Origin of the sequence: Paracoccus sp. KR1-242 (assembly GCF_049446195.1) — a bacterium.
Taxonomy (GTDB): domain Bacteria; phylum Pseudomonadota; class Alphaproteobacteria; order Rhodobacterales; family Rhodobacteraceae; genus Paracoccus; species Paracoccus broussonetiae.
The window spans coordinates 38,016-56,015 of the sequence record NZ_JBMSED010000013.1 but is presented as its reverse complement, the minus strand read 5'-3'; the positions used below and the strand labels follow the sequence as shown (position 1 = coordinate 56,015).

18 protein-coding genes are annotated in these 18,000 nt (G+C 64.2%); 8 read left to right on the top strand and 10 right to left on the bottom strand.

Going from position 1 to position 18,000, the window contains the following annotated elements:
- Positions 1-77 precede the first annotated feature (77 nt).
- The gene (locus ACO2Q4_RS18935) at positions 78-1,592 is read left to right on the top strand and encodes a YifB family Mg chelatase-like AAA ATPase (RefSeq protein ID WP_423321157.1); all 1,515 of its coding nucleotides are present in this window, start codon (positions 78-80) and stop codon (positions 1,590-1,592) included.
- Between the two features lie 269 nt (positions 1,593-1,861).
- Here the strand turns inward: ACO2Q4_RS18935 and gshB are convergent, their stop codons facing one another.
- The 3 genes from gshB to rsmI all read right to left on the bottom strand — a co-directional run bounded on the left by gshB (position 1,862) and on the right by rsmI (position 4,193).
- Positions 1,862-2,824 (bottom strand): glutathione synthase, encoded by a 963-nt coding sequence (gene gshB / locus ACO2Q4_RS18930; RefSeq protein ID WP_395135240.1) that lies wholly within the window; start codon positions 2,822-2,824, stop codon positions 1,862-1,864.
- Positions 2,825-2,892: 68 nt separating this feature from the next.
- Complete coding sequence (locus ACO2Q4_RS18925) at positions 2,893-3,288, bottom strand: YraN family protein (RefSeq protein ID WP_423321155.1); 396 nt, start codon at positions 3,286-3,288, stop codon at positions 2,893-2,895.
- On the bottom strand, positions 3,288-4,193 hold the full coding sequence (gene rsmI / locus ACO2Q4_RS18920) for a 16S rRNA (cytidine(1402)-2'-O)-methyltransferase (protein WP_311760929.1): 906 nt from the start codon (positions 4,191-4,193) through the stop codon (positions 3,288-3,290). Before rsmI ends, ACO2Q4_RS18925 begins: the two co-directional genes overlap by 1 nt.
- Before the next feature lie 113 nt (positions 4,194-4,306).
- Here rsmI and ACO2Q4_RS18915 point away from each other — a divergent pair, with 113 nt between their 5' ends.
- The 3 genes from ACO2Q4_RS18915 to murJ are packed head-to-tail and all read left to right on the top strand — an operon-like array spanning position 4,307 to position 9,885.
- Positions 4,307-5,509, top strand: a complete 1,203-nt coding sequence (locus tag ACO2Q4_RS18915) for a penicillin-binding protein activator (RefSeq protein WP_311760930.1) — start codon at positions 4,307-4,309, stop codon at positions 5,507-5,509.
- A gap of 17 nt (positions 5,510-5,526) precedes the next feature.
- The gene (locus ACO2Q4_RS18910) at positions 5,527-8,322 is read left to right on the top strand and encodes a [protein-PII] uridylyltransferase (RefSeq protein WP_423321309.1); all 2,796 of its coding nucleotides are present in this window, start codon (positions 5,527-5,529) and stop codon (positions 8,320-8,322) included.
- A gap of 18 nt (positions 8,323-8,340) precedes the next feature.
- Complete coding sequence (murJ, locus tag ACO2Q4_RS18905; protein WP_423321153.1) at positions 8,341-9,885, top strand: murein biosynthesis integral membrane protein MurJ; 1,545 nt, start codon at positions 8,341-8,343, stop codon at positions 9,883-9,885.
- Here murJ and ACO2Q4_RS18900 read toward each other — a convergent pair.
- Entirely contained in the window at positions 9,876-10,586 is a 711-nt protein-coding gene (locus ACO2Q4_RS18900) for a rhomboid family intramembrane serine protease (RefSeq protein WP_311760933.1), read from the bottom strand. The two genes, murJ and ACO2Q4_RS18900, sit on opposite strands and share 10 nt — an antisense overlap.
- Before the next feature lie 87 nt (positions 10,587-10,673).
- On the opposite strand from ACO2Q4_RS18900, the gene trpS reads away from it, so the two are divergent.
- Together trpS and bmt are read left to right on the top strand one after the other, a co-directional pair.
- On the top strand, positions 10,674-11,693 hold the full coding sequence (trpS, locus tag ACO2Q4_RS18895) for a tryptophan--tRNA ligase (RefSeq protein ID WP_311760934.1): 1,020 nt from the start codon (positions 10,674-10,676) through the stop codon (positions 11,691-11,693).
- 72 nt (positions 11,694-11,765) lie between these two features.
- The gene (bmt, locus tag ACO2Q4_RS18890; protein ID WP_311760935.1) at positions 11,766-12,722 is read left to right on the top strand and encodes a betaine--homocysteine S-methyltransferase; all 957 of its coding nucleotides are present in this window, start codon (positions 11,766-11,768) and stop codon (positions 12,720-12,722) included.
- On the opposite strand, the gene ACO2Q4_RS18885 is transcribed toward bmt, so the two are convergent.
- The gene (locus tag ACO2Q4_RS18885) at positions 12,719-13,801 is read right to left on the bottom strand and encodes a PA0069 family radical SAM protein (protein WP_423321150.1); all 1,083 of its coding nucleotides are present in this window, start codon (positions 13,799-13,801) and stop codon (positions 12,719-12,721) included. The genes bmt and ACO2Q4_RS18885 overlap by 4 nt on opposite strands.
- Before the next feature lie 142 nt (positions 13,802-13,943).
- Here ACO2Q4_RS18885 and ACO2Q4_RS18880 point away from each other — a divergent pair, with 142 nt between their 5' ends.
- A complete protein-coding gene (locus ACO2Q4_RS18880; protein ID WP_311760937.1) occupies positions 13,944-14,105 on the top strand; it encodes a hypothetical protein in 162 nt (53 codons plus the stop codon).
- A gap of 177 nt (positions 14,106-14,282) precedes the next feature.
- Here ACO2Q4_RS18880 and ACO2Q4_RS18875 read toward each other — a convergent pair whose 3' ends face one another.
- Together ACO2Q4_RS18875 and ACO2Q4_RS18870 are read right to left on the bottom strand one after the other, a co-directional pair.
- Positions 14,283-14,879: an HNH endonuclease gene (locus ACO2Q4_RS18875; RefSeq protein WP_395135247.1), complete on the bottom strand. Its 597-nt coding sequence runs from the start codon at positions 14,877-14,879 to the stop codon at positions 14,283-14,285.
- A gap of 142 nt (positions 14,880-15,021) precedes the next feature.
- A complete protein-coding gene (locus ACO2Q4_RS18870) occupies positions 15,022-15,342 on the bottom strand; it encodes a DMT family transporter (protein WP_311760939.1) in 321 nt (106 codons plus the stop codon).
- Between the two features lie 102 nt (positions 15,343-15,444).
- Between ACO2Q4_RS18870 and ACO2Q4_RS18865 the strand changes: the two genes are divergently transcribed.
- Complete coding sequence (locus ACO2Q4_RS18865; RefSeq protein ID WP_423321147.1) at positions 15,445-15,864, top strand: VOC family protein; 420 nt, start codon at positions 15,445-15,447, stop codon at positions 15,862-15,864.
- Between the two features lie 211 nt (positions 15,865-16,075).
- Here ACO2Q4_RS18865 and ACO2Q4_RS18860 read toward each other — a convergent pair whose 3' ends face one another.
- The 3 genes from ACO2Q4_RS18860 to ACO2Q4_RS18850 are packed head-to-tail and all read right to left on the bottom strand — an operon-like array spanning position 16,076 to position 17,999.
- Positions 16,076-16,738 (bottom strand): alpha/beta hydrolase, encoded by a 663-nt coding sequence (locus ACO2Q4_RS18860; RefSeq protein ID WP_423321145.1) that lies wholly within the window; start codon positions 16,736-16,738, stop codon positions 16,076-16,078.
- Positions 16,735-17,361: a DNA-3-methyladenine glycosylase family protein gene (locus tag ACO2Q4_RS18855; protein WP_395135251.1), complete on the bottom strand. Its 627-nt coding sequence runs from the start codon at positions 17,359-17,361 to the stop codon at positions 16,735-16,737. Before ACO2Q4_RS18855 ends, ACO2Q4_RS18860 begins: the two co-directional genes overlap by 4 nt.
- Positions 17,358-17,999 carry a GntR family transcriptional regulator gene (locus tag ACO2Q4_RS18850; protein ID WP_423321143.1) on the bottom strand — a complete coding sequence of 214 codons (642 nt, stop codon included), beginning with the start codon at positions 17,997-17,999 and terminating at the stop codon, positions 17,358-17,360. Before ACO2Q4_RS18850 ends, ACO2Q4_RS18855 begins: the two co-directional genes overlap by 4 nt.
- Between the last annotated feature and the right edge of the window lies 1 nt (position 18,000).

Below are 18,000 nucleotides of genomic sequence, written 5' to 3'. Positions count from 1 at the left end.
AAGGAATCTGGACCGTTAACCTTGCATTAAGGCCCTTCCGCTACCGCTTGCCCGAAGGTGGGCGGCGGGGATGGGACATGGTTGCAATTGCGCATACCGTTGCGTTCGAGGGGGTCGAGGCGCGGTTGGTCGAGGTGCAATGCTCGATCTCGCCGGGATTGCCGGGTTTCGGCATTGTGGGACTGCCCGACAAATCCGTCAGCGAAGCGCGCGAAAGGGTGCGCGCGGCCTTTGCAGCGCTGTCGATCGCCCTGCCCTCGCGCCGTATCACGGTGAACATGTCCCCCGCCGACCTGCCCAAGGAAGGATCCCATTTCGATCTGCCGATCGCCCTGTCCGTTCTGGCCGCGCTGGAAATCCTGCCGGCCGAAGCGCTGGCGCAAGTGCTTTCACTGGGAGAGCTGGCGCTGGATGGGCGATTGTCGCCGGTGGCGGGCGCGCTTCCCGCAGCGATGGCCGCGGCCGAACAGGGGTTCGACCTTCTGGTTCCCGCCGCTTGCGCAGCCGAAGGGGCATGGGTCGGCGCAGCCTCGGTCTTCGGCCCCCGGACCTTGCGCGACGCCATCGACCACCTTGGCGACCGCGCGCCCCTGACACCAGCCCAGCCGGGTGAAGCGCAGGGCCGCGACATCCTGGAAGACCTTGACGAGGTGAAGGGGCAGGAACGTGCGCGGCGGGCCATCGAGATCGCCGCTGCCGGTCGTCATCACCTGTTGATGGTGGGCCCGCCCGGCGCGACCAAGACGATGCTGGCGAGACGCATCCCCGGCATCCTGCCGCCCCTGACTCCGGCAGAAGCACTTGAGACCTCCACCATTCACTCGGTTGCCGGCCTGCTGAAGAATGGTGGTATTTCGCGCGACGCACCATTCTGCCAGCCCCATCACACCGCCTCGATGGCGGCAATCGTGGGGGGTGGGCGAAATGCTGGTCCGGGCCAGGTCAGCCTTGCTCACAACGGCGTGCTGTTCATGGACGAATTGCCGGAATTCGAACGGCGCGTCATCGACGCCCTGCGCGAACCGATCGAAACCGGAGAGATCCATGTCGCCCGCGCCAACGCACATATCCGCTATCCCGCCCGCTTCCTGCTGATCGCGGCCGCGAACCCCTGTCGCTGCGGCAACCTTGCGGATGCCGGACAGTCCTGTTCGCGCGCGCCCGGCTGCGGAGCCGACTACATGAGCCGGGTCTCGGGTCCGATGATGGACCGCTTCGACATGCGGATGGAGGTTCCGCAGATCTCCCTTGAAGACATGCAACTGCCGGGGGGCGGCGAATCCTCGGCCACGGTTCGGAACCGGGTGGCAGCAGCGCGCGAGGTTCAGGCGCAACGTTTTGCGAAACACCCGCAGGCACGGGTCAATGCCGATGCCTCGGGACGCCTGCTGGACGAAATCGCACCACTTGATGCTGAGGGGCGCGAGCTTCTGAACCGCGCGGCACAGCATTTCGGCATGACCCCACGCGGATACCACCGCATCCTGCGCGCGGCCCGCACCATCGCCGATCTTGATGCCTCATCCCAGATCCGCGCACCGCATCTTGCCGAGGCCTTGTCCTTCCGACTGACCTTTACGCGGTCCGATTGACCGACAGTGGCGGGCAGCTTTCTGGCTGGCAAAATCTGCAACTGGGTTGCTCCGGATCGCCCCCGGTTTCAAGCCAGCTTCACCGGCGAGCACACGAATTCTGGCCAGCAAGTTCGGAACGCTGTCGCGTTCACATCCTCGCCCTACCCGCGAACCCCGGCGTGCAACGTGTTGACCCGGCTCGGCGGAGCAAGGTCAGTGCACCGAAACGGCGCCACCGCGCCTTGACAATTGTGGTGCGAACCTCGCCAAGGTGCCGATGCTGCCGCTCAGACCGTCTTTCCGTCGCGTTCCGCCAGTCGACGTTCCACCGCGTCCCAGATCAGAGCGGCGGCATTGGTGCCGTCGAAACGCTCCAGCTCCTGAATGCCGGTCGGCGAGGTGACATTGATCTCGGTCAGCCAGCCGTCGATCACATCGATCCCGGTGAACAGCAGGCCCTTTTCACGCAGGACAGGCGCAATGATCGCACAGATCTCGCGTTCCCGGTCTGTCAGGCCGATCTTTTCCGGCCTTCCCCCCACATGCATGTTCGAGCGCGCCTCACCCGCCGCCGGAACGCGGTTGATCGCCCCCACCGGCTCACCGTCGACCAATATGATCCGCTTGTCGCCCTTGACCACCGCAGGCAAATATTTCTGCGCGATGATCGGCTCCCTGTTGATTCCTGAAAATGTCTCGACCAGCGAGGACAGATTCGGATCCTTCGGGTGAAGATGGAAGATCCCTGCCCCGCCATTGCCGTAAAGCGGTTTCACGATGATATCGCCATGCCGCTCGCGGAAAGCACGGATCTGGGCAATGTCGCGGGTGATCAGCGTGGGCGGGGTAAGGTCCGGAAAATCCAGAACGAGAAGCTTTTCGGGGCAATTGCGCACCCAGAAAGGGTCGTTCACGACAAGGCTTTTCGGATGGACGCGGTCAAGCAGGTGGGTGTTGGTGATATAGCCCATGTCGAAGGGCGGGTCCTGGCGCAGCCAGATCACATCGAATTCGGCCAGGTCCACTTCGGCCCAATCCCCGAAGGTCACGTGGTTTCCCTGTTCGCGCCGCAGCGTGACGGGGCGCCCTTTGGCAAGCACCTTGCCCTCGACATAGCTCAGCTTGTCGGGGGTATATTGAAACAGGCGGTGTCCGCGCACCTCGGCTTCAAGCCCCAGTCGGAACGTGCTGTCCCCGGAAATCGAGACGTGCTCGATCGGATCCATCTGAAGGGCGACGTAAAGACTCATGCGTGCAACTCCGGCCTTGTTCGGGCGGAGTTTTGGCGCGCCCAGTGGTGCATTGCAAGCCTTACGGATCAAGCGCCCCCGAAGGCGTTCTCGATGATCTCGACCCGACCGATTTCATCGACCAAGGCCGCGTCAAAGCGCATCAACGTCAGCAACCCGGTCGCAAGTCCACCGCAAAACTCCAGCGCGGCATGGCAGATCCGGTCGATCTGGCGCCCGTTGATCCGTTCTGCGGCGCGGTCATGCTGCGACGAGGTTTTCACCTCGACAAAAACGAATTCCTCGCCCTTGCGCAGGATCAGGTCGATTTCGGCGGCCTTGCCGCGCCAGCGCGACGCGACCAGCGCGTAACCGCGTTCAAGATAGTTGCGGCAGACCGAATCCTCGCCCATCCGACCCGAAGCAAAGGCTGTGCTGCCGCGTGCACTTCGGGGATTGCGGTCATGCCCCGCGATCTTGCTCATCACGCCTCTTTCTGCATCGCCACGGCAAGGGCATAGGCCTCTCGTCGCGGCATTCCAAATCGTGCCGCCGCCTCGGTTGCGGCATCCTTGACCGACATCCTGCCCAGCAACTCGGACAGCACTTCGCGCAGATCAGCCTCATCGACGGGCTTTTCTTCGGGATGTCCGAAAAGCACGACGATCTCTCCGCGCAGGCCTTCATCCGGGATTGCTCCCGCCAGTTCGCCCGCCGAACCGCGCATCACCTCTTCGAATTTCTTCGTCAGCTCCCGGCAAATCACCGTAGGTCGGTTCGCGTCAATTTCGCAGAGGTTTTCCAACAATTGCTTAACGCGCCTCGGGCTTTCGAAGGCGATGACCGTCGCCTGTGTCTCGGCCCAGCTTTCGATCCACCTGCGCCGGGCACCGGCCGCCGACGGAGGAAAGCCGACGAACAGGAATCGATCGCTTGGCAGGCCCGAGACGCTGAGCGCGGCCAGCGCTGCCGAAGGCCCCGGCAGCGCACGCACCTTGAACCCGGCCTCGGCCACGTCGCGCGCCAGGCGATAGCCGGGATCTGCGACAAGCGGTGTGCCGGCATCCGAACTGTAAGCCACCGACAACCCCTCTTCGAGCGCCTGCAGAATCGCCGGACGGGCGCGGTCGGCATTGTGATCGTGATAGGCGATCATGCGACGTCCCCGGACCGCGATGCCGTGAATGTCCAGAAGATGGCGCAGATTGCGGGTATCCTCGGCCGCGAGGATGTCAGCGGTATTCAGGACGTCCAGCGCGCGCAGCGTGATGTCGCGCGCGCTGCCGATGGGCGTCGCCACCAGGTACAGCGCAGATTCCGGCGGCTGGTTCGAGATGGTCAGCGAAAGGGTGCGCGGTGCCGCCCGTGCTGCCTGTTCGTTCTCGCTCATCGCCATTCCCTTTCCTTGGTGCCGCGGCGGGGCCGCTGAAGTTGCCAACCCTCGGATATGACAATAACCTGCCTTCGTTAAGACCTCAGCCCGCAGCAACAGGGAATCATGCCATGACCGTCACGTCCACGCGCCGCGGCAGCTTCGGCTTGCGTCGCCCCTTGGCCCGGATCGCCGCATTCGCATCGGCACTGGTGCTCGCCGCATGTCAGCCGATCCAGACCGGCATGTCGGGCCCCTCGACCGGACAGACCATCGACCCGTCTCAACCAGTACCCGTCGCCCTTCTGGTTCCCGCGGGCACCGGCAGCGCGGACATGGACTGGCTTGCCCGTTCGCTGAAGAATTCGGCGACGATGGCGGCGCGCGATGCGCAGGGCGCGACGATCGATCTGCGCGTCTATGAGGCGGGCTCGGACCCGGCAGTTGCTGTGGCCAAGGCCAACCAGGCGGCCGATGAGGGGGCAAAGATCATCCTGGGCCCGCTATTCGCCGATTCCGCCAATGCCGTGGGCGTCGCGATGGCGCCGCGCGGGATCAACGTGCTGTCCTTTTCAAACAATGCCGACATTGCGGGCGGGAACCTGTTCGTTCTGGGCAACACCTTTGGCAACGTCGCCGACCGGCTGGTGCGCTATTCGGTCCGCAACGGCAAGCGCCGCATCCTGGTGGTGGCCGAGGATGACGTGGCGGGCCAGGTCGGCTCGCAAGCGATCCAGAAGGCGATCCAGCGCAACCGCGCGACCCTTGCCGGGTTGGCCACGCATCCCGTCTCGCAGCAGGGCATCGACGGGGTGATCCCGAATGTCAGTCAGGCCGCGCTGTCGGGCAATGTCGATGCTGTCTTCCTGACCGCCAACCACGGCGCGGTCCTGCCCTATCTGACCGACAAACTGGCCGATGCGGGCGTTACCTCGGCCACCGTGCAGATGATGGGCCTGACACGTTGGGACCAGCCCGCGTCGCGGATGGGACTGCGCGGCGTGCAGGGCGGTTGGTTCGCGCTGCCCGACACTCGGATGAAAGGCCAATTCGACCAGCGTTACCGCGCGGCCTTTGGCGAGGCTCCGCATGAGCTTGGCTCGCTTGGTTATGACGGCGTCGCCGCGATCGCCGCGCTGGTCCGCGCCGGGAAGCGCAATGCCCTGACCACGGCCGGGCTGACGCAAAACTCGGGCTTCCAGGGCATCACCGGCGCCTTCCGCCTGCGTCGTGACGGCACCAACGAACGCGCGCTTTCGGTCGCGACGATCCGCAACGGACAGGTCCAAATTCTGGATCCCGCACCGCAAAGCTTTGGCGGCGCAGGGTTCTGACCTTGACCGGCATTCCCGTGCAACCATTGCCTCAAAGCGCCCCGGCATTGCCCGGGGCACATTCGTTGTTCTCGCCCGAGACCTTTCTGCCGCATCTCGTCGCCGCGCTTGAAGGCGCCGAGGGCGCGCGCGAGATCCGCAGCCGGACTGTCGCCATCCTGACCCGCGCCCGGGCTGAGGCGCTGGCCGACATCGTTACGGGTTTCCAGTCCCATCCGCGTGCTGCTCGGGAAACGGTCCGCGCCATTGCAAGCCTGACGGATGCGACCGTCAGGGCCATCCACCTCGTCGCCGTTACTGTGCTGCATCCCCAGACCAATCCGACCGATGCCGAGCGGTTGGCGGTGCTGGCAATTGGCGGATATGGCCGGGCCGAGATGGCGCCGCAATCCGATGTGGATCTGCTGTTTCTGACCCCCTGGAAAGTCAGCGGCTGGGCCGAAAGCGTGGTCGAATCCATGCTTTACATGCTGTGGGATCTGAAGCTGAAGGTCGGTCAGTCGACGCGAACGATCGATGACTGCCTGCGGCTTGGCGCGGGCGACATCACCATCCGCACCAGCCTGCTTGAACATCGGCTGATCTGCGGCTTTGCCGACACCGCCGAAACACTGCGCGACCGCCTGTGGGGCGAACTTTTCGACAACTCCGTCCCCGAATTCATCGAGGCGAAACTGGTCGAACGGGCCGAGCGTCACCGTCGCCAGGGCGGCCAACGCTATGTCCTTGAGCCGAACGTCAAGGAGGGCAAGGGCGGATTGCGCGATCTGCAGACGCTTTACTGGATCGCGAAATACATCCACCGCGTCGACCGCGCGGTCGAACTGGTCGACCTGGGTTTCTTCACCAAGGAAGAGCACCTGACCTTCTGGCAGGCCGAGGATTTCCTGTGGGCCGTGCGCTGTCATCTGCATCTGATCGCGGGCCGTCCCAGTGACCAGCTGACTTTCGACATGCAGGTCGAAGTTGCCCGTGCCATGGGCTATCGCGATCAGGGCGGACGCCGCGCGGTCGAGATATTCATGCAGGAATATTTCACCCAGGCGACCCGCGTGGGTGAATTGACACGCGTCTTCTTGGTCGCGCTTGAGGCGAGGCACCTTTACAAGGCTCCGATCCTCAACGGGTTCTTCAGCCGCCGCAAGCGCGTGCGCGCCGGCTTCAAGGTTGATCGCGGGCGCCTGAACTATGCCGACGAGGCGCAGTTCCTGTCCGATCCCCTGAACATCCTGTGGCTGTTCGAAGAGGCGCTGAGGACCGGGATCCTGCTGCATCCCGACGCCATGCGTTCGGTCGCGGCGAATCTGGACCTGATCGACGACCGCGTCCGTCAGGACCCGGTGGCGGTCAGGATCTTCCTTGACCTGCTGCTGAAGCACGGCAATCCGGAGCGCTCGCTCCGGCGGATGAACGAACTTGGTGTTCTCGCCGCCTTCATCCCCGAATTCGCGCCGGTCGTCGCGATGATGCAGTTCAACGTCTATCACCACTACACGGTGGACGAGCACCTGATCCAATGCGTCGCCGCCCTGTCCGCCATCGAGCGCGGAGAGGAGATCGCGGACCTTCCCACGGTCAGCCGGATCATGAAGGGCAAGCTGAACCGTCGCGTCATCTATCTGGCGGTACTGCTGCACGATATCGGCAAGGGCCGGGCCGAAGACCACTCGATCCTTGGCGCAAGGCTGGCACGCCGGGTCTGCACCCGCTTCGGTCTTGACCCCGATGAGATCGAGACCATCGAATGGCTGATCCGCAACCATCTGCTGATGTCGGACGTCGCACAAAAGCGGGACATCTCGGATCCGCGGACACTGCGCGATTTCGCCAAGGTGGTGAAGACCGTGAAGCGGCTGGACCTGCTGACCGTCCTGACCGTCTGCGATATCCGCGGCGTCGGGCCGGGCACCTGGAACAACTGGAAGGCCGTCCTGCTGCGGCGGCTGCACAGCGAGACCGAACATGCACTGAAGAACGGCCTGGAAGAGCTGAACCGCGACCGCCGCACGGGAGAGGCCAAGCGTTCACTGCGCCACCTTCTGACCGCCAAGGGCTGGGAGCCGAAGGCGATCAAGGGAGAGCTTGGGCGCCATTATGAAAGCTACTGGCCCAGCCTGCCCACGGAAACGCAATTCGTCTTTGCCGATCTGCTGCGCGAGCTGACCGATGACGAAATCAGGATCGACCTGCATCCTGATGTAGACCGCGACGCGACCCGCGCGGCTTTCGTGCTGGCCGACCATCCGGGCATCTTCTCGCGGCTGGCGGGGGCGATCGCTTTGGTCGGGGCCAATATCGTCGATGCCCGCACCTATACGACCAAGGACGGCTTTGCGACCGCAGTGTTCTGGATGCAGGATGGCGACGGCCACCCCTATGCCGATGAACGCCTGCCACGCCTGCGTAAGATGATCGAGCGCACCCTGCGCGGAGAGATCGTCCCCCGAGAGGCACTTGCAGGCCGCGACAAGCCCAGGAAACGCGACAGCGCCTTCCGCTTTCCGACCCATGTCACCTTCGACAACGAGGCATCGGACGTCTATACCGTGATCGAGGTCGATACGCGTGACCGGCCGGGCCTGCTTTACGACCTGACCCGGACCCTGGCCGAAAACCACATCCAGATTTCCAGCGCGGTGATCGCGACCTTCGGGGCGCAGGTCGTCGACACCTTCTATGTCAAGGACATGTTCGGGCTGAAACTGCACCAGCAGCACCGACGCGAGGCGCTGAGCAAGAAACTGCAACAAGCGATCAAGGACGGCGCCGAGCGGGCCGAAAAGGCCGAGCGAAGGCTTGGCGGCCCGTTCTGAGATCACGGAAAGACTTCAATGCAACCGATCAGACTAATCCGGGGCTTCCTCTCGGTCGGGGCCTGGACCCTGGCGAGCCGCCTTGTCGGCTTCATCCGCGACGTGATGATCGCGGCCTATCTGGGGACCGGACCCGTCGCACAGGCCTATCTGGTGGCCTTCACGCTGCCGAACATGTTCCGCCGCTTCTTTGCCGAGGGCGCGTTCAACACCGCCTTCGTGCCGATGTTCGCCAAGCGGCTCGAAGCCGACGACGATCCCCGTGGCTTTGCCGAAGAGGCGTTTTCGGGCCTGTTCTCGGTCGTGCTGGTGGTTTCGGCGATTGCCCATCTCATCATGCCCTGGCTTGTGCTGGCGATGGCCGCGGGGTTCAGGGGCGACGAGCGTTTCGACCTTGCGGTGATCTATGGCCGGATCTGCTTTCCCTATATCCTGTTCATCTCGCTGACCGCACTGCTGTCCGGACTGCTGAATGCGGGCGGCCGCTTCATCGCCGCTGCCGCAGCGCCGGTGCTGATGAACTTCATCCTGATCGTCGCGATGCTGCTGGCGGACCGGAACGGCTGGGACATGGGCATGGCGATGGCCTGGTCGACCCCTGTTTCCGGGATCGCGCAGCTGTTCTGCGTCTGGTGGGCGGCAAAGCGCATGGGTTTTCCGCTGCGGTTGCGCCGCCCGCGCCTGACCCCGGACATGCGCCGCCTTCTGGCGGTGGCAGCGCCCGCGGTGCTGGCGGGGGGCGTGGTGCAGATCAACCTGCTGGTCGGCCGGCAGGTCGGCTCTTTCTACGACGGCGCAATTGCCTGGCTGACCAACGCGGACCGTTTGTATCAGCTGCCGCTGGGCGTCGTCGGCATCGCCATCGGCATCGTGCTGCTGCCCGACATTTCACGCCGGCTGAAGGCGGGGGATACCGACGGGGGACGCCACGCCTATAACCGTGCCACCGAATTCGCGTTGTTCCTGACCGTGCCCGCCGCCGTGGCGCTGGTGATCGCCAGCTACCCGCTGATCTCGGTCCTGTTCCGGCGCGGCGCTTTCCTTGAGGCGGATGTCGGTCCGACCGCGCTGGCACTGGCGATCTATGGCGCAGGCCTGCCCGCCTTTGTCCTGCAGAAGGTGCTGCAGCCGCTGTATTTCGCTCGTGAGGATACGCGCAGCCCGTTCCGCTTCGCGGTCTGGTCGATGGTGGTCAACGCGGTCGCGGCCCTTGGGCTTGCGCCGGTGATCGGGTTCTCGGCCGCAGCCTTGGGCACGACAATCGCGGGCTGGACGATGGCGCTGCAACTGTGGCGCGGCACCCGCGCCTTTGGCGAAGCGGCCGAACTTGACGACCGCCTGCTCCACCGGTTGCCCCGTATCGTCGCGGCATCGGCAGTCATGGGACTGGTGATCTGGGGCGTGATGGTCATGCTGGGCGATACGCTTTACCAGCCCGGCAGCCGCTATCTTGCGTTGCTGGCGCTGGTTGCCAGCGGGGTCGCGGCCTATGGCGTGGCCGCGACATTGTTGGGGGCATTTCGTCCGTCGGACCTGCGTGCCGGCTTCCGGCGTCAGCGCTGACGGATCTGACGCATGACCCGGGCGACACCGCCCGGGATCAGGACGAAGGACATCAGGAACCCGACGGCAAACCCGGCCACCTCGGCGATCCACGTCGTATTCCCGGACTGGAAAAGGATCCCGAACACCAGTTGGAAGGCCAGCAGCATCCCGATCAGGGTGAAGGCCCGCATCCGGTTCGCGTTTTCCTGCCCAAGCCGCGTCCAAAGCAGGAAGGTGAAGGCCCCGACCAGGCCATAGACCGCAGGATAGCCGCCGATCAGCGGCTGAAAGCGGAACTGCGGAAAGAGGCCCGCGAACAGGGTATAGATCAGCGCCCCGCCAATGGACGACCCGAAGAACAGCGCGACGACCGCCCAGGCCCGGAACTGGCTGGCGACAAGGTTCCCCAGCGCAAGGCAGAAGACGACGACGAAGACGCCATGCATCAGCGACAGGTGCACAAAGGGATAGGTCAGGATCCGCCAGCTCTGGTCCAGCAGGATCACCCGCATCTGCCACAGTTGCAGGATCAGGTCGGGGATATAGGCGGTGCGTTCGACCGCGACCTGGCGCATCGCCATGCCTGCGCCCGGCCCGCCCCCGGTCAGGCCCATCTGCGCAAGACCAAAGACGGCCTCGCTGGCGATCATGGGCAGGACCAACGCCCAAACCACGGCGGGAACGGGATTCAGCGGGGATTCGTCGTAACCGGGTCGCATCGTCTTCCTCTTCCTTGGTCCGGGCTGTTGCGCCCGGGACGGCCAAGGGGTAAGCCAGCCTACGGATTTTTCCAAGCAGGTAGTGCCATGACCACGAGCTTCGCCAAGCGCATCTTCTCCGGCATCCAACCTTCGGGCGGGCTGACGCTGGGGAACTATCTGGGTGCGCTGAAACGCTTCGCCGAATATCAGGGCAAGGGGGCCGAGACGATCTATTGCGTCGTCGACCTGCACGCGATCACCGTCTGGCAAGACCCCGAGAAGCTGCGCCACAACACACGCGAGGTCGCGGCGGCCTTTCTGGCGTCTGGGGTCGATCCCGAAGTCTCGATCCTGTTCAACCAGAGCCAGGTTTCCCAGCACGCCGAGCTTGCGTGGCTTTTCAACACGGTCGCGCGCGTGGGCTGGATGTACCGGATGACCCAGTTCAAGGACAAGGCTGGCAAGAACTCCGAGAACTCTTCGCTGGGTCTGCTGGCATATCCCTCGCTGATGGCAGCCGACATCCTGGCCTATCACGCGACCGCCGTGCCGGTGGGCGAGGATCAGAAGCAGCATCTGGAGCTGACCCGCGACATCGCGGCCAAGTTCAACCACGACTACGGCCTCGACTTCTTCCCGATCACCGAGCCGTTGATCGAAGGCACCGCCACCCGCGTCATGAGCCTGCGCGACGGGTCCAAGAAGATGTCGAAATCCGATCCCTCGGATGCCGCGCGCATCAACCTGACCGACGACGGCGACGCCATCGCGCAGAAAATCCGCAAAGCGCGGACCGATGCCGAACCCCTGCCCGGTTCGATGGACGGGCTGAAGGACCGCCCCGAGGCCCGCAACCTCGTCAACATCTTCGCCGCCCTGACCGGTGAGACGGGCGACCAGGTGCTGGCGCGCTTCGAGGGACAGGGCTTCGGCGCCTTCAAGCCGGCGCTGGCCGAAGTCGCCGTCGAAACCCTGGCCCCGATCACCACACGGATGAGCCAGTTCATGGCAGATCCCGCGGAAATTGATCGCATCCTTGGTCGAGGCGCTGATCAGGCCGCGGCAATCGCCCAGCCCATCGTCGAGCGGACCAAAGAGATCATGGGAATGATCCGGTCCCGCTGAACGGGCAAGGAAAATCAGGTATTTCCACGCGGGATGTGATAACCTCCATCCCGTGCGAGAACGGGTAGGACAATGACGGACCTCTTGTCCCGATTGCTCGGCGCGCGTCCCTGGCTTCTGGCCGACGGCGCGACCGGGACCAATCTTTACAATATGGGGCTGGCCCCCGGCGACGCCCCCGATCTGTGGTGCGAAACCCAACCCGACAGGGTGCGAGACCTGCATCGGCAGATGATCGCGGCGGGCGCGGACCTGATCCTGACGAACAGCTTCGGTGCCAATGCCAGCCGGTTGCGACTGGCCGGTGCCGCGGACCGGGTGGTGTCCCTCAACATCGCCGCGGCGCGCCTTGCCCGCGAAGCGGTCGCAGAAGGCGGCCGCCCGGTCATCGTCGCCGGTTCGATCGGCCCAACCGGAGAGATCATGGCCCCCGTCGGCCGCCTGACCGAGGCCGAGGCCGCGCGCCTTTTCACCGAGCAAGCGCAGGCGTTGAAGGAAGGCGGCGTCGATATCCTGTGGATCGAGACGGTCAGCGCGGTCGAGGAAATGCGCGCCGCGGCCCGTGCGGCGCAGGCGGTGGGCCTGCCCTGGTGCGGGATGATGAGCTTTGAACCCGGCGGTCGCAGCATGATGGGCGTCAGCCCGCCCCAACTGGCCACCCTGGTCGAACGCCTTCCCCATCCCCCCGTCGCATACGGTGCGAATTGCGGGACCGGCCCGGCCGAGCTATTGCTGGCGATCTCGGGCTTTTCGGCGACCGGGTCCGAGCGTCCCCTGATCGCGAAACCCAATGCCGGTGTGCCGCGCTATCAGGATGGCGGCCTGATTTACGACGGCACGCCCGAGGTGATGGCAGAATTTGCCGTTCTTGCCCGCGACCTTGGAGTGCGCATCATCGGGGGCTGCTGCGGCACGACACCGGCACATCTGGCGGCGATGCATGATGCGCTGGTCCAGCGCCCCGCCGGGCAACGCCCCAGCAGCGATGCGATCTCGGCGCGCATCGGCGGACTGATGCCGGACCGCTAGAACAGCGACAACTGGTCCCCGGACCGGGGCGGAGGCGCAAACAGGCTGCAATCCAAGACCGGGCTTTGCCCGTCCAGCCCCAATCGCTTTTTCGCCAGCTTGAAGCGCTTGTGCAGCAGTTCCGCCTCGATCCCCTCGCCCCGCATCCGCGCGCCGAAACGCGGGTCGTTGTCTCGCCCGCCCCGCATCGCCTGGATGCGCGACATGACATGGGCCGCCATGCCCGGCCGGTGACGGTCCAGCCAGTCGCGAAACAGGGGCGCGACCTCCAGCGGCAAGCGGACCGGGATCATCGCGGCGGTACTGGCCCCCGCATCCCGCGCGGCAGTCAGGATCCGCTCCAGTTCGTGCTCATTCAGCACCGGGATCATCGGCGCGGCCATGACGCGAACCGGCACACCGGCCCTTGCCAGGCATTCGATCATCTTCAGCCGCGTGGTCGGACTAGGCGCGCGTGGCTCAAGATCACGGGACAGTTGCGCGTCCAGCGTGGTCAGCGACACCCCAGCCGTGACCAGTCTGCGTCCTGCCATGTCCCCCAGAAGCTCGACATCGCGCATCACCGTCGCGCCCCGCGTCACCAGCGTCATCGGATGGTTCCAGTCGGACAGTACACCGATGCAGGCCCGCATGATGCCAAGCCTTGCCTCGGCCGGTTGATAGGGATCCGTGTTGGTCCCGAAGGCAATCGGCGCCACGGCATAGCCCCGCCGTCCGATCTCGGCCGCAAGCAGGTCCGGCGCATTGGGCTTGGCGGTGATCCGGGTTTCGAAATCCAGCCCCGGCGACAGCCCAAGATAGGCGTGGCTTGGCCGCGCGAAGCAATAAATGCAGCCATGCTCGCACCCGCGATAGGGATTGACCGAGCGGTCGAAGGTGATGTCGGGCGAGGTATTGCGCGCAATGATCGAGCGCGCCTGTTCGATCGTTACCTCGGTCCGCAACAGCACTGGGTCTTCGGGATAATCCCAGCCGTCGCTTTCGCGGATCCGCTGATACGGCTCGAACCTTGCATCCGGCCTCGTATCCGCCCCACGGGCGCGCAGCCTTTCCTCGGGATGTCTGGGTGGCAGGGTCATGCCCGGATACTAACCCGTCATCAGGAACAATACAAGAACATCACTGAAATGCGGAAACCCTACGCCTTGTGATCGGGTTGGGAACGAAGGGGGCTTCCGGTTTCCACCCCCAGCGCACATATTAAAGGCATTGGAGGACGACATGCCGTTGCCGCATTTCCTGATCCTAGTCCTTGCCGTGATCCTTGCCGCTGGCCTGACCATTTGGGCGGCCAGCGCGGTCGGCGTCCCGATGCTTGCCCTTGGCCTTGTGGCCCTGATGGCTGCGGCGGTTGCCCATCTGGCGATGCGCGAGCATCACTAGTTCAAACTCAGGATCTCGTGCGGTCCCTTGCACACCACGGCGGAACGCAACCGCCCGAAACCAGCTGAACCAGATAACCGTCCCAGCACAGCCAAAATCGGTTGCTATGCCCACCCGCGCGAGGATTGTGATGGAGAGATCCAGAAGAAACGGGACGACAGTTTCCCGTCCGGGCGATTATCCGGCGATCAGCTCGGTGTCCCAGTAAAGATAGTCCATCCAGCTTTCGTGCAGATAATTCGGCGGAAAGCGCCGTCCCGATGCGTGCATTTCCTCGGGCGTGGGACGTGCAGGATTGCGGCGCAACCGCATCCCCGAATTTCGTAGCGACTTGTTTGCCTTTTTCAGGTTGCAGGGCGAACAGGCGGCAACCACGTTTTCCCAACTTGTCACGCCGCCCCGCGACCGGGGGACGACATGGTCAAAGGTCAACTCGCCCTTAGCCCCGCAATACTGGCAGCAGAATTCGTCCCTCAGAAAAAGATTGAAGCGCGTGAATGCCACGCGCTTCTGGGGTTTGATGAAATCTTTCAGCACAACGACCGACGGGATGCGTATCGCCTCCCGCTGGCTTCGGACTACCTCGTCATATTCGGCGATGATCTGCACCCGGTCCAGAAACACCGCCTTGATTGCCTCTTGCCACGGCCACAGGGACAAGGGGTAGTAGCTGAGGGGACGGAAATCCGCGTTCAGCACCAATGCGGGGTGGTGGCGCAAGTTCGATGGCTCGCGCACGAATTGGGTTCGAAAGTCGCCATGGTCGTCCAGCATCGGCCCTTTGCCTCGCCTGCCAGAAGCTTGTCGGAACGTCGTGAGGCCGACTATATATCGCGACCGCGCCCTGACAAGCCCCTGAATATATGCCCTGACCACGGATTACCCGCGATGCGTGACACGGGCGTGACAGGCCGGGTCAGTGCGGTGTCGCGAATTTCAGCAGCAGCAGTCCAGCGATGATCAGGGCGGCGGCCAGAACGCGCAGGGGATCGGCCCCCTCGCCCAGCACCAGAATCCCAAGGATAAAGGAACCGACCGCACCAATCCCGGTCCAGATCACATACGCCGTGCCCAGCGGCAGGCTTTTCATCGCCAGCGACAGGAACCAGAAGCTGATGATCGACCCGACGATGGTCACGACCGAGGCGACGGGCTTGGTGAACCCATCCGAAAGCTTCATTGCAAAGGCCCAGACGACCTCGAGAATTCCGGCAATTCCCAGATAGATCCAGGCCATGTCATGTCCTTTTCCAACTGCTGCCTTCGGTTCTGTCCGACGCGCAGCATGTGGTCAAGGCCGGGCTTGGCAAAGTATCGACGGCCGTGACAGGATGGTGTCATGACCGCACCGCCCCGCCTGAACGGACCCCTGGAAACGGCGCTTTACGCCGATGACCTGGACAGGGCCGCACGTTTCTGGTCCGAGGTGATCGGCCTGACCGAGATCGCCCGTCAGCCCGGACGCCATGCCTTCTTCCACTGTGGGGATCAGGTGCTGCTGGTTTTCTGCGCAGCGGCGACGCGGACTCCGCCGCGCCCGGACGCAAGATTGCCCGTGCCGCCGCATGGTGCGGACGGTCCCGGCCATTTCTGCCTGTCGGCCAGCGCAGAGCAGATCCCGCTGTGGCGCGATCATCTTGAGAGCAAGGGGATAAAGATCGAGGCTGATTTCACCTGGCCCCAGGGCGGGCGGTCAATCTATTTCCGCGATCCTGCCGGGAATTCGATCGAAATTGCCGATCCCGTAATCTGGCGCTGAAACAGATCAGCGCCAGCAAAGGCGAATTGTCAGCGCCGCGCCCGGACGGGCACGCGCTGTGGCTTCGCCTGGACCGATTTGAGGACGAGCACACTGGCGGGAACCAGTACAAGCAGGGCCATCCAGATCAGATCCATCGCAAGACTCCTCTTCTTCTGATTTGAAGGTAGACCCTGCTTCAGCGGTTTCAAGTGCAATCTGACGGTTGACGTCAGGTTCTGACGCCAAGTCGCTGCCGCAGAAAATTCAATGCGCGCGACAAGCCGTCGGGCGAAATCCCGTGCGGGGTGTTCTTCATCACATAGGTCTCGACGTCGAAGTTTGCCTTTTCCAGCGCAGCCGCAGCGACGGCCATGCTGTCGAAGGGAACGACGGGATCCTGATCGCCGTGAAGCAGCAGGATCGGCGGATGCGTGCGGATGCCTTTTTCCAGCCCGTCGGGATCGATCAGCCGACCCGAAAAGCCGACCACGCCCGCGAGTTCCTTGTCGCGGCGCGGCGCAACCTCCAGCGACATCATCGTGCCCTGCGAAAATCCGACCAGCGCCAGCCGCGAAGCCTTGATCCCTTCGTCCATCAGCACCTTGTCGAGAAAGGCATTGATGTCATGGAAGGACTGCTCGACAGAAGTGCGCGCCTGTTCGACGCTGGACCCATCCATCCAGGGAATGGGAAACCACTGATAGCCCATGGGATTGTTCCGGCAGGGTTCGGGTGCATCCGGCGCATAGAAGGCGGTTCCGGGCAGATGAGGCGACAGAGGATCGCCCAGTCCCAGCAGGTCGGCACCGTCGGCACCATAACCATGCAGGAAAACAACAACCGATTCAGCCTTTTGCGGGCCTTTCCTTTGCGATTTCAACTGGCGTGTCATCTGATCCCCTCGCGCTCTTTCGCCACCCGGTAATAGGCCCAGAGCGCCCGCGCCGCAACCGCGCGCCAGGGTCGCCAGGGTTCGGCCAGGGCAGTCAGCGCGGCGGGACCGGGTCGTTCGGGCAGATCGTAAAGCAGCCGCGCCGCCTCGGCCAGTGCCAGATCCCCGGCCGCAAAGACATCTGCGCGGCCAAGCGCGAATTTCAGGTAAATCTCGGCCGTCCATCGCCCGATCCCCGGCAGGGCGGTCAGCGCAGCAATCGCGTCCTCATCCGGAAGATCTCGCAGACCCGGCCAGTCCAGCCGGGCCGCAGCGATCCCCCGAAGATAGCGGATCTTGGGTCGCGACAGGCCAGCCGCGCGCAGGACATCATCTTCGGCCCCCGCAATGCCATCTTCATCAGCCAACCCGGCCCGGATCATCCGCTCAAGGATCGCATTCGCCGCCTGCGTCGAGATCTGTTGCGAAACGATGGCGTCGCGGATCGAAACGAAGCCCTCTTCCCACCGGCGCAGCGGTAGCGGGCCAAGCGTGGGCAGGGTGCGCGCCCAGACCGGACATACCCGCATCAGGTGATCCGCCCCTTCCTCGAGATCCGAGGCCGAGCGGATCGTGCGCGTCATTCGATCAGGCCGATGTCGCCGGTCAGCCGCGCCTCTTCCTTCAGGCGGGTCTCGAAGGCCATCGAGATATGGCGGCGCAATGCCGCCTCGGCACGGTCGCCGTCGCGTGCGGCGATCGCGTCGACGATTTCCTGATGCTCGTCCAGCGTGACCGTGTCCCGACCCTTTGCGGCCAGCGTGGTATGGGCCATCAGCGCCATGCTGCGATGGACAAGGTCCAGCTGCTGCACAAGATAGCGATTGTGCGAGGCGAGATGGATCTGGTGGTGAAACCGTCGATTCGCCCGCGACAGCGCCTGTGGATCGCCAAGGATCTTGTGATCGTCCTCGACCATCCCGGCCAGAACCCGAACCTCTTCGGGCGTGGCATGGCGCGCGGCAAGGCGCGCGGCCAGCGCCTCAAGCTCGGCCCGGACGGTATAAAGCTCGGCCAGCTGGTTGTGGTCCAGCGTGGCGACGATCAGGCTGCGCCCGTCGCGCTTCAGCATCGACTGGGTTTCAAGCCGCTGCAAGGCTTCGCGCACCGGCGTCCGGGACACGCCGAAGCGCTCGGCCAGTTCGGATTCCACCAAACGATCGCCGGGACGATAGGTGCCGCTGTCGATGGCGCTGAGGATCAGGGAATAGGCGTCTTTCATG